Source organism: Desulfatibacillum alkenivorans DSM 16219, from assembly GCF_900142135.1.
Lineage (GTDB): Bacteria > Desulfobacterota > Desulfobacteria > Desulfobacterales > Desulfatibacillaceae > Desulfatibacillum > Desulfatibacillum alkenivorans.
The window spans coordinates 110,076-125,040 of record NZ_FQZU01000007.1; the positions used below are offsets into that span (position 1 = coordinate 110,076).

The following is a 14,965-nucleotide window of genomic DNA, read 5'->3' on the forward strand; positions in this document are numbered from 1 at the left end:
GACGCCTTCCAAACCCGTCCACTTAAAAAGCCCGGGGCGCTGATGAACGAGCCAAACGAGAGTGGAATTGATCCCAAGCTGATTTCGGATGTGGTTATGCAGTTGAATATCGTCCGGAAAAACGCAGCATTGTATCCGGACGGCCATCCCCAGCTGAAAATGGCCATGGCCCGGGTGAGCACGGTCCTGAAAAAGTTTTTTTACGAGTCCGGCGGTCAGGATCTGGTCCTGGGAGTGGTGGGCGACACGCTCATTCACGGACAGACCGAGCTTGGCCCCAACCTCGCCGCCCACGCCGAGTTCGCCTCCTTTCTCCACGACAGGTCGGTGCTTTCCCTGACCATCAAAAAGGGGCTTACCAGCAGCGAGTTGGTGACGGTGGGCCGCATCATGGGGGAGGACCTCCTGCCCGGCGCCGCGTCCGCGAGTCTTGCTGACATTCTTTCGGCCGAAGGCGTGGTCAACCTGACGGTGTCTCAGCTGGATTACGAAAACCTGCAATTCACCGAAGATTTGGACGCCGTAAACGAGGAGGAGGAAGGCCGGGACCCGGAGGAAAGCGGCTGGAAAGGGTACGTGCGCGGGCTGTTGGGCCAGATCGCCCTGTACGACCGGGAAAGCGTGTCCCTCCTGAACATCGACGGCAAGGAGCTTGCCGAGTTTCTCAATGAGTTGGAAGAGGACGCCGCGGTCAGCCTGTCTTACGACAAGGTTGCGAAACAGTTTCTGAAAGAACTGGCAGCCCCGGCCAGGGACGAGTCCTCCGACTCGCTGGTCAAAAAGAGCTTTGTGGACCTGATAAAAACCCTGGCCCCGGAGCCCCGGCTGGATTTCTTAAAGGAAGTCTTTGATTTTTCCACCAAGGCGCCGCACATCTCCGCGGAAATCCTTCGGCGGCTTCCCGCCGCCATTTTGCTGAAAGCCATTGAAAAAATAAAAAAATCCAATATCCAGGTCAACCCGGCCATTTTGGCGCTGGTGGATCAATTGGCCGCTAAAAGCTCGGAGGAGGAAGTCAACATCGTCCTTTCCGACCTTTCTCCGGAAGAGCGCAAGGAATTGGAAGCCAACGCCCGGTCCTTTTTGTCCATGGCCGGAATATCGGAGGCTGAAAAGCAAGGCCCCACCATTGAGGGCGTCAGGCAATTGCAGGCCCTCACCGCCAGGCAGATGGAAAAAATTCCCAACGCGGGTCATTGGCAGCGCGAGGAGTTGGAAGATCCTCTGCACACCAGCTTCCGGTTTGCGGAAATGCTTTTGGATCTGTTTGAAAAAGCCCCGGATGAAAATGAGGCCATGGACTTCGCCGAAATCCTCATGAGCCTGGCCTGGGAAAACCTTACCCTGGCCCGCTGGGACGTGTTGGGGCATATCTGGACCATCATGGAGGAGATCGCCCAGGACCATGACCAGGACAAGGCCTTTTTAGGCCGGGTCCGGGCCAAGGTGACCGATAAATTCTGGGATACGGAAAACATTTCTTTTGTGGCTACGATTCTACTTCAAAAGGGGATGGATGAAGCCCAGCCCCTGATGGAAATCCTGGAGCAAACAGGGCCCATAGCCGGAAACAGCCTGGTGGAAGCCCTGATCCAGGAGGACAACAAGTCCGTCCGGGGAATCCTCTTGAAACTCATCTCCCACGCCTACAGCCCGGCCCAGCCGTTCGTCCTGGAAAACCTGTACGACGACCGCTGGTTTGTGGTCCGCAACATGCTGGCCATCATCAAAACCGTGGGGGACGATAAAGCCGTAGACCGGGTGGAGGAACTGGCCGAAGAGGGCCACCCCAAGGTGCGCATCGAGGCTTTGCGCGCCCTCGCCAGGATCGGATCGCCCAGCCTGCGCTCCCTGATCCTGAGCGCCATTGACGACCCGGAGCATGAAATCGCCATGGGCGGCATATCCGTAGCCGGCCTGATTTTCGACTCCTTTGTCACGGAAAAGCTCATAGACATGGTCAAGGATCATCGCGCCAAAGACCCTCAGGCCCTTTCCCTGCGCATCCGGGCCATCAAGGCCCTGGCCGAAATCAGGGACCCGGACGTGCTGGAGGACTTTTACGAGGTGGTCACCTCCAAGTTCCTGTTCGCAGGCCCGTCCTACGACCGCATCAAACTGGAAATTTTCCGCTCTTTGGAGCGTTTTCCTATAAACCGGCTGGACGGCCTGATTAGCGCCGGCTTGCAGGACCATAACGTGGAAATTGTGGATATAGCAAAGAGGCTGGCCGCAAGGCAAAAAAGGGCGCAGGCGATCGGATGAATATGAATTATACAGGCATGCAGACCAGTCAACTGGACCAAATGGTTTCGTCCTTCGTCTCCAGCATTACGGCGTCCATCAGGAACTCCCTGATTTACGATCCCAACCACTCCCAGGTGCAGTTTTCCATCACCCAGGCTCAGGAAAAAGCCTCGGGGATTTTTCAAAGCCTGCCCGAAATGGTGTTTGTCTGCATTGAAAAGGAAATCCTTTTTGCAGGCAAGCCCATGAACAAAAAGGGCCTGCATTTTGTCAAGCTGGCCGAATTCATGCAAACCGTGGGCGTGCAGCGCCTGGTTTTCCTGCCTGGATTGAACGCCGACGAAATAAGGGAGTTCGTCCACAACGCCACGGCTCCGCCGCCCGAAGGCGAGGACGAGGCGCCCATCAACCTGAACAGCACCCGGTGCGTCAGGGTGGGGCGTCTGGTCACTGAGGCCCGGGCCGGAAGCAAGCCCAGGGTATCCCACAAAGCCTTGGTTAACCTCATGGTGCAGGGGACCCTGTCCCAAGAGGAAATCGCGGAGTTGGAAGCCAAGGGGCAGCAGACTCCCGGCGAGGAGCTTCGCGAGTTGGACGTCAACTTTCTGGAGCAGGCCCGGGACGCCATCAGTCAGATTTGCAACGGTTCAGGGCTTCATAAGGCGAAAATCCGCAACTCGGTCATGAGCTTCATTCATTATTTTTTGAAATACGCGGACGATTTGCTGCCCCTGAAAACCCTGAAGGATCACGACCCCCTGACCTTCAACCATTCCCTCAATGTGTCGGTTTTGTGCGCGGCCCAGGCCCAGTTTCTGGACGCCTCTCCCGAGGTTTTCCGGGACGCCGCCCTGGCCGGGCTTTATCACGACTTCGGCAAACTCCGCATTCCTGCCAAGGTGTTGAACAAGGCCGAGCCCCTTTCCGCCCAGGAAAAAATGATGATCGCCCAGCATTGCCTGGCGGGCGCCCGCATTTTGGCGAAAAACCGCGACCTCCCGAGGGTGGCGGCCATTGCAGCTTATGAGCATCATCTGCATTACTCAGGCAAGGCGGGGTATCCCCGCTCGACACGGGTGCAGACGCCCATGGCAATCAGCCAGATGGTCACCCTGGCGGACTTTTACGACGCCGCCCTGACCGACAAACCGTATCGCCCGGCCAGGAGCATCGGCTTTGTTCTGGACTTGCTGCAGAAACGCTCCGGCGCCCAGTTCGATCCGTATTTGGTAAACATTTTTTCCAAGGTCATCCACGCTTTTGCCCGGTAAACGGCCTTACCAGTGATAGGCGGTGAACTTCACGCCAATGGGGCCTTTCCCGGCTTCTTGGAACAGGCTGACAACCACTTCGGTTTCCGGTTTTTCCGGGGCTCGAAATCTAAGATGGTTTCTTACCCAATTTCCGCCATCCCCTTTTTCCACCTCCTCTGCAAAAAAAACATAATCCCATTCGCCAAGGTATTTGGTTAACTGGGTTATAATGTTTTCCTTTGACTCGGAGCTTTGATAATGAACGCCTTCATAGCCTGGGGCGTTACCGTCCCCAATGCTGTACGAGTATCCTGTTTCGGTGTCCGGCAATCGTGAAATAACGGGGGCGTTTCGAACGATTTTCGGAGGCAGGGTCAGGTAGTATTTCAGGCTGCCTTTTTCCACTTCAAGGTATTCATTAAAAAGAAAATTGATCTCCCATTGGAACGCCTGCACAAGGCAAAACAAAAGGGCGATTATCAAAAATATCTTCTTCACAATTTTAACGCCCGGATTCCTGGGCGTTCTTCTTCGTATCAATTCCATGCTTTCCTCCGATTTTTGTTGGGTTTCGCGGCGCGTCTTCAGTTTTTTAATGCCTTTGTTCAAGGCCCATTATATTAACCGTTCGATATCCTGCCCAACGCTCTACCCAATCTACGTTTTATCCATAAAAATAGTAGGTTGGGTAGAGCTTGCAGGGCTTTTTCATATAGGCTGTCCATCTTGCTCCCGGGTGATGATCAAAACCAAAAGCATATATGCGAAACCCAACAAGTGTATTTTCGGCGCAAAAACTGTTTGCCGCCTCAACATGGAATCACCCCTTGGCTCCAGAGCCCGTGCCATTGAAAGAGGTAAGGGTAATGCCCACCAAAAGCGGATGGCAATTACCTGCGGCGGATTTGCTTTTTTTAAGCGCTCTGCTTTGCCTGAACACCGACAAAATATGGAAAAACGCAATCCAGCCCAAGGCGAAAAAAAGCAATGCCGCGCCCATCACGATTCCCTGTTGAATGGTGACCATGCCGCCTGAAAGAGGGGCGGCGGCAATAGCCTCGTTTTGCTGCGCGGCAATGGATGCCGGGCACTGGTCGGCCATGGTCCTCACCCAGTACAGAAAATCCTTTTTGGTCAAGTACTTGCCCGGGCATTTTGTTTTGCCCACGTCGCGGTGGAACAACAGGCGGTCGTCGGGTATTCCGAATTTGTTCTGCAAGGCGCGGACGGCATGGGCGATTACGGGCTTCATGTATCCGGGAACCTCGTTAGTTTCATAATTCCCCACAATGCAAAGGTGCAGCCCGGTCAGGTTGTATTTGACGTCCCGGACGGCCATGGCGTGAGTCAGGGCCAGGTATCTTCCCGTGGGCTCCAGATTGCCCAGGGGGATCTCCGTGCTTCCGTTGGATAGCACCAGGTGGTACGCCGCGTCCCTCAGCCCTTTTTTCTTGTGATAGCGCTTAATGGACGCGTAATTGTCCGTTTTGGAGGCCGTGTGATGAATGATGATGCAGTTGAACCTGGCTTCCTGAAACCAGGTCATGGCAAAGGCGATGATCACGGCCAGGGCGGCGATCAGCCACAGCAGCTTGTATTTTTTAACCGGGCAGCAGCCCTTTGATTTTTCTTCCAGGAGTCTGCGATGAAATTCCCCGATGGTGATATTTTTTTCCATGGCGTTATCTCCCTTGCCCCTTCGGATTATCGTTTTTTCATTTTTTGATTTCGGCTTGTTAAGCCGGGGCGCCCGACGGAGGAATTACGCGCCCCAATACGCGGTGGACAGGCCCCCGGCCCAACAAGCCAAATGGTTGCGGCTATATTTCCACCGCGTACCAGTCTATATTGCGGGTCAGATACATGGTCAGGCCCAAAAGCACGGCCAACCCGGCCGCGCCGGAAACCAGGGAGTAATCCTCCAGTTGCAACAAAATGAACAAATACCCGTACAATGCGGCGTACACTCCGCCCACGATCAGGGCGAATTTTTTGCTTTTCAGCACGCTGGAGGAATACCCCGTGACCAGAATCATGACCGCAATGCACGAGGCCAGATAGGCGCCTCCAAAAGCGACGTGTTCGGACACGGAAATCAGAAGCAGGTAGAATATGACGATGGCCATACCCACCAAAGCGTATTGGATCGGGTGGATGCGCACTCTAGTAATGACCTCCACCAGAAAGAAGCCCACAAACGCGACAAGGATGAACAGAATGGCGTATTTCAAGGTCCGCTCCGACTGCTGGTAGGCGTCCGCCGTGTTGATGAATTTTACGCCGAATCCGGAACGCTGCACCCCGTACCCCTCATCAACCCAGTACTGGGGATATTCCCGGTTCAGGTCCAGGATGTTCCACTTGGCTTCAAATCCTTCCCCTACGTTTCGCTCTCCGGGAAGATAAGCCCCGAAAAAACTGGGGCTGGACCAGTCCGACTTCATGTGCACCGAAGTGGTTTCCCCCAAGGGAATGAATTGCAGGGAGTAACTGCCGTTCAAGCAAATTTGAATGGAAAAGGTATATTCCTCCTGGATGGCATCCACTGCGATGGGAGACGATATTCCCGATTCAAAAACCTCCTGGGAAGACAAGCCCGGACCCATTTTTAAATCCGCCTTGTTGAATTTTCCCGACACCCTTTTGGTCAGCCCGCGCATGTCGGTAATTCCTAACTCCAGGGCCGCCTTGTCCCAATCCACGTTTTGGGGATCGATTCCCAGTTTTTCCAAATCGAATTTTTTGAATGTCCCCGAAATCTCCAGGGTGGAGTTGTAAACCACCGCTTCGTATATGCCTCTGGACAGATTCATGGGCTTGGCCTCCCCGTTAATGTTCAACTCGTGGGGCAGAAAGTGTGCGCTGTGGGTCCTGACGTAATCTTTTTGGGCGACTTCATAAGGCAGGGTGATGAAAGGCCCGCACAGCATCTGCGCATTGCCCCATTTGGAGGATATTTCATCCACCGCCTCCATGCGGCGGCCCGACCTTTCGTTGATCAATCCCGAGATCAGGCCTGTTGGAATCATGAGCAGAAAAATCAGGACGATGATGGTTATCATTTTAACGGTGGCCGGGCTGATTTTCCGTTTTTGGTCAGGCGATTCTCCTCTGTGATCCTCCATGTCTCCTCCCTGTTTTTACCGGGTTTAGTTAATTTTGCGGCGCGTCTCAGGCTTTGATCCCAAGACGGGTTTTTTCCGCATCATTTTCCAGTTGCGCGCCCGCACCAGGAGGGTGAGCAAAACCTTTCTGGGGAAGTGCGAAAAGGCCGAAACATAAATGATTCCCTGGAACGTAGTCATGAGCGCCTCCTTGTTTTCGAGAATGTATAAATGAAAGGTGTGCAGGCATGATGGAATCGGTGTGGAGAGGCGTGGAAAAAATGTGCAGAATCTGTGCAGACTGTGTTAACGAATTGAAATCATATTCTTTTGGGATGTTTTATCATCGCTTCACCGGGCTTGTAATGTAAAGCGGCTTGGCTTATGATAGGCCTGCAACTTACCAGCATGCCTTAAAAACCAAGCCGTTAAGGGAGAAAGAGCATGGTCAAGGCCCCGACCATTATGGTGGTGGATGACGACGCCCATATCAGGGAAGTAGTTGGATTCGCTCTTAAAAAGGAGGGATTTCAAACCATCCAGGCCAAAGACGGCCTGCAGGCCGTGGAGATGTTTGCGGAAGCCGCTCCGGACCTGGTTATCCTGGACATCCTCATGCCCGAAATGGACGGCACGGAAGTGTGCAAAAAAATCCGGGGGGATTCGGACGTTCCCATCATTTTTCTTTCCTCCAAGGACGATGAAATCGATCGCATTTTAGGCCTGGAGTTGGGCGGCGACGACTACGTGACCAAGCCTTTCAGCCCAAGGGAGCTTATCGCCCGGGTCAAAGCCCGGTTGAGAAGACGGCTGACCGAAGCCAAGCCCGCGGTTTCGTTGCAGGAAAAACTGGGCGCCATTCTGGAAAAGGGCCGCCTGCGCCTGGACGTGGACGCCCGCATCGTGTCCTGGGATTCGGTCCGGGTGGAGTTGACTCACCGGGAATTTCGGATTTTGCAGACCCTCATGGGCTATCCCGAGAAAATTTTCACCCGGGAGGAGTTGATCGACGGCGCTTACGGACGGGATCATTTTGTCAGCGACAGAACCATTGACAGCCACATCAAGTCGGTGCGGAAAAAGCTGGCCGCCGTGGGCGGGGAAGCCATCCGCACCGCCCACGGGGTGGGGTATCAATTAGGGGAGTGCACATGAAACTGGGGCGGCCCCGGCTTAGATCCATCCTGCTGATTGTAAACCTGGTGGTGCTTTTGCTGCCTCTGGGCGGGATCGCGGTTTTCCGCCTGTACGAAACCGAATTGGTCAAGCAGACCGAGGCCAGCCTTATCGGTCAGGGAACCCTGGTGGCCTCCATGTTCCGGGTGGAAATGGCCCGCCAGTTCGACCTGGCCTTGGATCAGGGCGAGGCCTGGGACCTGGCATACGGCAATCCCCTGGACCCCCAATTCACCCCTCGGGAAAAAGACGTGTACGACCCCATCCCGCCCAGCCTGGACATTGCAACCGAGCCTATCCTGCCCCAGGGCCGGGACGCGGTTCCGCCCCGGCATCCCCCGGATATCTTCGCCAAGGCCGCGGGCGACGCCATCATGCCCGTCATCATCTCTTCCCGGAAAACCACCCTGACAGGCACAAGGGTCCTGGATTACCAGGGGACCGTGGTGGCGTCCTCGGGCACGGAGATGAACGAATCCCTGCTGGTGCGGGAAGAGGTTCCCAGAGCTTTAAAAGGCGAGCACGTGAGCTTGCTCAGGCAAAGGGAGCAGAATCCCTCCATAGGCCGGCAAAGCCGGGTGCGGGTGTTTGTGGCCATTCCCGTCATATATGGAAACCGGGTCTGGGGGGCTGTTGTGCTTTCCCGCACTCCCCTGGACTTAAACAAAGGCCTGTACCTGATCCGGTGGCATCTTCTGGAGGCCGGGGCCATTTTGCTAGGCGTGGTCCTGCTGGTGACCACCCTTACCACCCTGGCAATAAGCCGGCCCATGAAAAGGCTGGTCCGGCAGGCGGAGCAGGTCGCGTCCGGAGGGGAGGGCGCGGCTCCGCTCAAACGGCCGGGAACCAGGGAGGTGGCTCAGCTATCCGAAGCGATCTCCCGCATGGCGACCGCGCTGTCGCAAAGGGCGGAGCAAACCCGGGTGTTTGCAAATAACGTATCCCACGGATTCAAAACACCCCTTACCTCCCTTTCGGCTTCCGTGGAGCTTTTGCGCGATCCGGACCTGGACATGAGCGACGAGGAACGGGCGCGCTTCCTGGAAATGATGGAGTCCGACATTACCCGCCTGGATCGTTTGGTGAAGCGCCTCATGGAACTGGCCAAGGCGGATACCACGGAGCATAAAGGCGAAACCGTGGACGCGATTCTTGTTTTGGAATCCCTGGAGGAAAAATACCTGAATCAGGGCCGGGACATCTCCGTGTCCCATGGCGGAAACATGGGCAAGGTGGGCATGGCCAGAGAGTCTTTGGAGTCCATCCTGGTCAATCTTTTGGAAAACGCCTGGTTTCACGGACCGGAGGACGTGCAGGTTCGCATGGAAGCCAGCGTGGATTTTGAAGAGGAAGAGGAAAGGGTGGTCATCCGGGTATCGGACAACGGCCCGGGAATCTCCCCCGGCAATGCGTCCCGGATTTTCAACCCCTTTTTCACCACCGCCGCCCAAAGCGGAGGCTCGGGCATGGGGCTTTCCATTGTGGCCTCCCTGGTGAAATCCCACGGCGGAGCCATCACCCTGGATCAGGACGCCCCCGGCGCCTGCTTTGTTATCTCCCTGCCGCGTATGCCTGCATAATTCCCTGTGACGGCAGCTTGTTCGGGCTTGCCACAATTTGATTGCCAAGTCCTCTTTTAGCTTCGCGTTGGATATATAATGAGTTGATCAAGGACCGTCCCAAAAGGATCTAAGAATACGAAATCATGATACTTGACCATTAGTTTTTATCTCGTTAAAAAGACCCGGGGCAAACCTCCATAAAGCCAATTTGCTGCAAACCTCCTAAAAAAATGCCAATTTGTCGAAAAGTAATCTCCAGAATAGCATACTCTCATATCCCAACCTCAGTGGCGCCAACCTCCAAAGGGCTGATCTTAGGGAAGCAACCTTGCAGGAAGCTGATATGCGAAACGCTAGATTGCAGGGAATCATGTGTTTGAGCGCCGACTTCAAAAAAAAGCTGGAGGGCGACCCGTTGACGAAAACCGAAAAGGAATACTACTCACGAACGGTAAAAAAGAAAGCGGCGGCGCTCGCCAATTCAGACCTGCACAGTTTAGCCAGGAAATTGCTGGAACAGTGACGGGGATGGGGGCGAATTCATGTTTGACCTTTGAAATTTTACGGAGGCTTGGGACTGTTACGGCGGCGCTCGCTCCAAGGGTTCCCGAGGGAATGTATGCGGATGAATCAACAATTCAAAAGCATGCGTTTTTTTCTCGACGCCAGGGGCTCTCTGAATTATACTGTTTTTCCATAAAGCGTTGGATCAACCGTTAAATGAGCAGGCAATTTTGTCATGACTGATTACGTCCCCCCATGTATTGGTATTGACGGCGCCCATTTATAGACAATTCCCCCTTATCTGTTTTCAATCCGATGCGTTGCCTTGTATTATTTTGCATGGGCGCCGCTATGTATTGCATGGAGGGTAGTCATGAAACGCACTATTCAAACCAAACTCGTCGCCAATATCCTTTTCTATTTGTCCATTGCCATGGTTATTTTTTTGTTTGGCGCCTACAAGATGTCTCACGGGGTGGTGGATGTCTTTCTAAGCGACCTGGCCAAATCCTGTGCGGACAGAATGGCCGTATCCCTGGAGCACCCCATGAAGCATCAGGATCAGGAAGGCGTTCTTCGGCTGCTTGGGGCTGAAACTGTGGAAAAACGGAATTACGCCATTGTGGTGAAATCCGGCGCCGGAGGGGATATCTTTGCGGGGGTTCTCCGGGGAGAAAACGATGAGACATGGCGGCCCATCACGGATGAAAGCGCCATTGTGGAAGAGTGCGTCAAGCAGAGCAGAAACATCGGGCCGAAAGGGGCGGAACTGGGCGTCGTCGACTATTATGTATCCTTGCGTTACAAGGCTGCAAAGCTCCGTTACATCCTGGCGGTGATCGTTTCTCTCACATTGATTCTCACAAGCGTTTTATTGGTGAGCCTGTTTTTTGCCTTCCGCAGGGTTGTGGTCCGCCCATTGAAGAAAATTTCCGCGGGCATGGAGAAAATCGCACAGGGAGAAGGCGACCTGACTGCCAGGATGCATATAGAAACCGATGACGAACTGGGCGACCTGGCCCGGAACTTCAATATTTTCACCGAGAACACCCAATCTCTCGTGGCGCAGGTCAAGGAAGTCTCCCAAAACCTTTCCGCCTTTACCAGCCAAATATCGTCCACGGCTTCCGAGCTTTCGGCCAGTTCGGCGGAAACCTCCAGCACCCTGAGCCAAGTCAGCACCACGGCGGAGGAAATCAAGCAGACCAGTATGGTTTCCAATCAAAAGGCCGACGGCGTGGCGCAAAAAGCCGAAGAGGCCGCCCGGATTTCCAAGGACGGAGAAAACGCCTCCAGGGAAGCCATGGACGGGATGCAGCGCATCAAGGACGAGATGCAATACATCGCCGAAAGCATTATGAAACTCTCGGAGCACTCCCAGAGCATCGGAGACATCATCGGCGCGGTGAACGACCTGGCCAACGAATCCAACCTTTTGTCCGTGAACGCCTCCATCGAGGCGGCCAAGGCCGGGGATTTCGGAAAAGGCTTCGGCGTGGTGGCCCAGGAGGTCAAATCCCTGTCTGATCAATCCAAGCAGGCCACGGGGCAGGTCAAAGCCATCCTCAGCGATATTCAGGCGTCCACCAGCAAGGCGGTCATGGCCATGGAGCGGGGCGCCAAGGCCGTGGAAACCGGAGAGAACCTCTCGGCCAGCTCCGGCAACGCCATTCGGGTTCTGGCCCAAAGAGTGGAGGAATCCTCCCAGTCCGCCGCACAGATTTCCGCCTCCAGCCAGCAGCAGCTCATGGGGTTGGACCAACTCACGGCCGCCATGGAGAGCATCAAGCATGCCAGCGCCCAAAATGCGGAAGGCGCCCGGCAACTTGATCAGGCGACAGCCCGATTGCATGAGTTGGGGGAGTCCCTAAGGAATTTGTCCGAAAAATTTAAAGTGGATTAAAAGGGCGCGCCCCCGGGCTGCACGCTTGATGGAAAAACCGGAATAAAGATCCGTCAATGGCTCTTTGACCAAGGACCGGGATTCAACAGGGGGCGGAGCCGAGCGTCCGCCTCGGGTTCCCAAAAGGCCGGCACGCCTGCCTCCGGCAGCCCGTTTCCGGCCTAATGCCGTTTGCTCCCTGGGTTGACTTCGAAAAAAATAGAATCCCGAATCTTGAGTGCTTATTGGGTCACCCCGCAACCTGGTACAAACACACCTTGCAGGTGGATCCTTCCTTTTGAATATAGTCGCTGGTCTTTTCCTCCAAGGCTGTCCACGCCTTGCCTTTTTTCATCCTTGCAATTTCGTTGCGGTAATCGTCTTCGATCCAGGCGGCTTCCCGAACCGTAAAACAGATGAGGCCGCCGGGTTTGGTGATGCGTACCAGTTCGCCCAGGGCTTGGGGCCCCACATGCCCGGAGGTGAATGTGCCCACGCTTATGACGGCGTCATAAGCGTTTCTCTCAATATCCAGCGTTTGCGTAAGATCCCCTTGGACAAGGGACTGATAGACGTCCTTGCCCTTGGCCTGCTCGAGCATGTCCTGGGAATAATCCAGACCCGTGATGTCGGTGCACCCGTTTTCAGACAAAAAAGCCCCCACGAGGCCGGTTCCGCATCCGGCATCCAAAATTTTTATCCCCGGATTTTTGATGTATCGCAGCAGCAGTTTGCCTGCAATGACAGGGGCCACATATCCCATTTCATCGATCAAGTCTGCGTCGTACTTGTCGGCCCACTCTTTGTATGCGTCCATAAGTTCTTGTTTGCCGGTTGCATTCAGGACTCTGTCGTGGATTTCTTTACGGCTGCTCATAATCTTTCCCGTCTTTATTTTTGAGGATGTGATATCAACTAAGGATTTCCAATCCAAACACAGCCGGTTATAAAAATCAATGATTCCCTGAGGGGCGCAGTTGGGCGGTTATTTGCCGAACACGCTTTCGCCGGGCTTGACCACTCCCTTGGGCATGGAGGGGACTTTTTCTCCGCCCAGGACGTAGCCGCCGTCCAGGCGGAGGACGCTTCCGGTCATGAACGGGGCGTCGTGGATGAGAAATCGCACGGCCTTGGTGACGTCGTCCATCACTCCGGTGCGGCCTAAAAGGGTATGGTCCAGGATGGCTTGCTTTTGCTCATCCGTTAGTATTTCCCATCCCCGCGTGCCCGGTCCGTGGCGGGTTTCAAACAATCCCAGCATGATTTCGTTCACCCGCACTTTGGGCGCGGCCGTCCTGGCCCAGGTTTCGGTGAGGGAGGAAACCGCCCGGTTGGCGGCGGCGTAGCCGTCGTTAAAGATCAGCCCGGCCGGGCCGCTGCGGCCCGTGATCCCGGCAATGGAAGAGATGTTTATGACCAGCCCGTCCCCGGACTCCACGAGATGGGGCAGGGCGGATTCAAAGGCCCAGCGTTTGGCCCGGAGGGTCGTCTCCATTTCCAGGTCCCACTGGTCCTGGGTGTAATGGCCGTGGACGATGGGCCAGCCGCCCCGTTCGATATTGTTAACCAGGACGTCGAGCCGGCCAAAGTGCTTGGTTACGGTTCGGACCATGGTGGGGATGTTTGACTGGCTTTCCAACAGGTTGTTTTTCAAAATCAGGAAAGGCGCCCCCGAATTTTTCAGGTCGTGCTCAAGTTTGGGCAGGGAGTCCTCCCAGTCAAAATAGTTCACGGCCACGGCCATTCCCTGGCTTGCCAGGTCCAGGGCCAGGGCTTTGCCGATGCCTTTGACGCCTCCCAAAACCAGGGCTGTTCGACGGGGCGCGCTCATGGGGTTTCTCCTTGAAATTATTTGTTAAAGCCAGGTTAAAGCCTGGCGGGGGGGCGCCATATATCCGGGGCTGGAATCCTACTCCCCCCATATCTTGCGGGAACTTTGTTGCGACCCGCATTTGCTTGCCTTATTAAAAATCAGGGTGTTACCCTTCGAAATCGAGTTCCAAAGGCGCGTTGAAAAGCGCGTGCGCCGCCCAATGGACGGCCAGGTGCAGCAACTGCGTCTCATCCGCCTGGACCTTGCTGATTATCTCATCCCCAATGTCTTCGCACGAAGCCAAGGTCCCTTGCTCCAAGCGCTCTCTGAACCGGTCCAGGTCGTAACATGCCAGACGAAAAACCTGCTGGCCTTTAAGGTCCAAGGGACCGGGTCCGGCGGCGGCTTTAAGCCCGATCAGCTCCATGAAAAGATCGTTGAACCGGTTGAACGGCTCAAGGCCCTGGTTGCGGACCCAATCACCGGCGGTCCATTCCTTACCGCTTGCAAATCCCTGGCAATGGGATTCTTGTAATACAAAATAGCGTTCGGTCTTCAGGCCTGTATTTCTGTCTCTGGAAGCAAGGCGCACCAAAGGGTAGGTCCGGCACGATCCCGGCCGGTCCTCGTACACGGTGCATCCCTGGGGGGATACAAAGGGACAGATGAAGTTGTTCGCCCCGCTTACTTTGAGGGTGACGACGGGCAGCCCGGTCTGGGGGCCCGTGTGGCCTGTTGTATATTGCTCCAGGAAATCCGAGGAGTGGAGGCCGAAGTGGTTTTTCAGCCTCATGATGTCGTAGGGCGTCAAAAACTGGTTAAGGTCCCTGCAGCACTGGTTGAAGCAGGGAACCTCCGGGCGGCAGGCAAACACAAAGACGTCTTCCGGTCCCAGAGGGGCTAAAGGCGTGGCATCCGGTTGGGGCATGATCGGCTCCTTTAAGGTATTGAAATAAAATGCCTCCGTCCGCAAGCGGCCGGAGAGGTCCAGATTCCAATATGCCGTCGGGAAAGTCAATGCTTAAACTATAGCAGGCGACTGGGCGGACAGCCCGGGGCCCACGCCCTGGTCGGCCGGGAGCAGGCGCGGCTGATAAAACGGCTGAGCCTGTTCCGGCCTTTGGGTGCGGCGGGGCGTTGGAAAAGCAAGTGCGGCGTGCGCGGGAGGCATTTGCGCATTTTTTCACAAACTTGATGGAGGGGGTGAAGAAATTTTTCACAAGCATTGAAGAATATTTTCACAAGCCCTCACAAACTTTTCTTGACAAATTAAAATGCAGGTGCTTAAACCGGTATGTTTGTTTTTTGGGAGAAGCTCGATGGGTTTCTTAACCAATTTGAATTATTTAAAAAAAAGCAATGGATACCTTCTGGACAGGAAACGGATCCAATTGCGACCCAAGAAGTACAAGCCGAATCTTAAA

The 14,965-nt window shown here is 54.9% G+C and carries 12 protein-coding genes; 6 read left to right on the top strand and 6 right to left on the bottom strand.

What is annotated here, in order from left to right; translation table 11 throughout:
• Window positions 1–42: 42 nt before the first annotated feature.
• Both BUE18_RS08220 and BUE18_RS08225 read left to right on the top strand, forming a co-directional pair.
• The gene (locus BUE18_RS08220; RefSeq protein WP_170868303.1) at window positions 43–2,265 is read left to right on the top strand and encodes a HEAT repeat domain-containing protein; all 2,223 of its coding nucleotides are present in this window, start codon (window positions 43–45) and stop codon (window positions 2,263–2,265) included.
• A complete protein-coding gene (locus BUE18_RS08225; RefSeq protein ID WP_073474755.1) occupies window positions 2,262–3,518 on the top strand; it encodes an HD-GYP domain-containing protein in 1,257 nt (418 codons plus the stop codon). Before BUE18_RS08220 ends, BUE18_RS08225 begins: the two co-directional genes overlap by 4 nt.
• A 6-nt stretch (window positions 3,519–3,524) precedes the next feature.
• Here BUE18_RS08225 and BUE18_RS08230 read toward each other — a convergent pair whose 3' ends face one another.
• From BUE18_RS08230 to creD, 3 genes are all read right to left on the bottom strand, one after another.
• Window positions 3,525–4,046 carry a hypothetical protein gene (locus tag BUE18_RS08230; protein ID WP_139264651.1) on the bottom strand — a complete coding sequence of 174 codons (522 nt, stop codon included), beginning with the start codon at window positions 4,044–4,046 and terminating at the stop codon, window positions 3,525–3,527.
• Window positions 4,047–4,320: 274 nt separating this feature from the next.
• Window positions 4,321–5,178, bottom strand: coding sequence for a peptidoglycan recognition protein family protein (locus tag BUE18_RS08235; RefSeq protein ID WP_073474759.1), 858 nt, complete (start codon window positions 5,176–5,178; stop codon window positions 4,321–4,323).
• A 142-nt stretch (window positions 5,179–5,320) separates the two neighbouring features.
• Window positions 5,321–6,625 carry a cell envelope integrity protein CreD gene (gene creD, locus BUE18_RS08240; protein ID WP_073474760.1) on the bottom strand — a complete coding sequence of 435 codons (1,305 nt, stop codon included), beginning with the start codon at window positions 6,623–6,625 and terminating at the stop codon, window positions 5,321–5,323.
• A gap of 423 nt (window positions 6,626–7,048) precedes the next feature.
• Here creD and BUE18_RS08245 point away from each other — a divergent pair, with 423 nt between their 5' ends.
• The 4 genes from BUE18_RS08245 to BUE18_RS08260 all read left to right on the top strand — a co-directional run bounded on the left by BUE18_RS08245 (window position 7,049) and on the right by BUE18_RS08260 (window position 11,749).
• Window positions 7,049–7,759, top strand: coding sequence for a response regulator transcription factor (locus tag BUE18_RS08245; protein ID WP_073474762.1), 711 nt, complete (start codon window positions 7,049–7,051; stop codon window positions 7,757–7,759).
• Complete coding sequence (locus BUE18_RS08250; protein WP_073474764.1) at window positions 7,756–9,360, top strand: sensor histidine kinase; 1,605 nt, start codon at window positions 7,756–7,758, stop codon at window positions 9,358–9,360. The genes BUE18_RS08245 and BUE18_RS08250 overlap by 4 nt, the downstream gene beginning before the upstream one ends.
• Before the next feature lie 220 nt (window positions 9,361–9,580).
• Window positions 9,581–9,865, top strand: a complete 285-nt coding sequence (locus BUE18_RS08255) for a pentapeptide repeat-containing protein (protein WP_073474765.1) — start codon at window positions 9,581–9,583, stop codon at window positions 9,863–9,865.
• Between the two features lie 354 nt (window positions 9,866–10,219).
• On the top strand, window positions 10,220–11,749 hold the full coding sequence (locus BUE18_RS08260) for a methyl-accepting chemotaxis protein (protein WP_073474767.1): 1,530 nt from the start codon (window positions 10,220–10,222) through the stop codon (window positions 11,747–11,749).
• A gap of 229 nt (window positions 11,750–11,978) precedes the next feature.
• On the opposite strand, the gene BUE18_RS08265 is transcribed toward BUE18_RS08260, so the two are convergent.
• The 3 genes from BUE18_RS08265 to BUE18_RS08275 form a co-directional block, all read right to left on the bottom strand.
• The gene (locus tag BUE18_RS08265; RefSeq protein WP_139264652.1) at window positions 11,979–12,605 is read right to left on the bottom strand and encodes a class I SAM-dependent DNA methyltransferase; all 627 of its coding nucleotides are present in this window, start codon (window positions 12,603–12,605) and stop codon (window positions 11,979–11,981) included.
• Between the two features lie 108 nt (window positions 12,606–12,713).
• Window positions 12,714–13,559, bottom strand: coding sequence for an SDR family NAD(P)-dependent oxidoreductase (locus tag BUE18_RS08270; protein ID WP_073474769.1), 846 nt, complete (start codon window positions 13,557–13,559; stop codon window positions 12,714–12,716).
• 148 nt (window positions 13,560–13,707) lie between these two features.
• The gene (locus tag BUE18_RS08275; RefSeq protein WP_073474770.1) at window positions 13,708–14,469 is read right to left on the bottom strand and encodes a YkgJ family cysteine cluster protein; all 762 of its coding nucleotides are present in this window, start codon (window positions 14,467–14,469) and stop codon (window positions 13,708–13,710) included.
• Window positions 14,470–14,965: the final 496 nt, after the last annotated feature.

Coding starts and splice junctions, on each gene's coding strand:
- BUE18_RS08220 (WP_170868303.1), top strand. CDS start 43: ATGAACGAGCCAAACGAGAGTGGAATTGATCCCAAGCTGATTTCGGAT.
- BUE18_RS08225 (WP_073474755.1), top strand. CDS start 2,262: ATGAATATGAATTATACAGGCATGCAGACCAGTCAACTGGACCAAATG.
- BUE18_RS08230 (WP_139264651.1), bottom strand. CDS start 4,046: ATGGAATTGATACGAAGAAGAACGCCCAGGAATCCGGGCGTTAAAATT.
- BUE18_RS08235 (WP_073474759.1), bottom strand. CDS start 5,178: ATGGAAAAAAATATCACCATCGGGGAATTTCATCGCAGACTCCTGGAA.
- creD (WP_073474760.1), bottom strand. CDS start 6,625: ATGGAGGATCACAGAGGAGAATCGCCTGACCAAAAACGGAAAATCAGC.
- BUE18_RS08245 (WP_073474762.1), top strand. CDS start 7,049: ATGGTCAAGGCCCCGACCATTATGGTGGTGGATGACGACGCCCATATC.
- BUE18_RS08250 (WP_073474764.1), top strand. CDS start 7,756: ATGAAACTGGGGCGGCCCCGGCTTAGATCCATCCTGCTGATTGTAAAC.
- BUE18_RS08260 (WP_073474767.1), top strand. CDS start 10,220: ATGAAACGCACTATTCAAACCAAACTCGTCGCCAATATCCTTTTCTAT.
- BUE18_RS08265 (WP_139264652.1), bottom strand. CDS start 12,605: ATGAGCAGCCGTAAAGAAATCCACGACAGAGTCCTGAATGCAACCGGC.
- BUE18_RS08270 (WP_073474769.1), bottom strand. CDS start 13,559: ATGAGCGCGCCCCGTCGAACAGCCCTGGTTTTGGGAGGCGTCAAAGGC.
- BUE18_RS08275 (WP_073474770.1), bottom strand. CDS start 14,469: ATGCCCCAACCGGATGCCACGCCTTTAGCCCCTCTGGGACCGGAAGAC.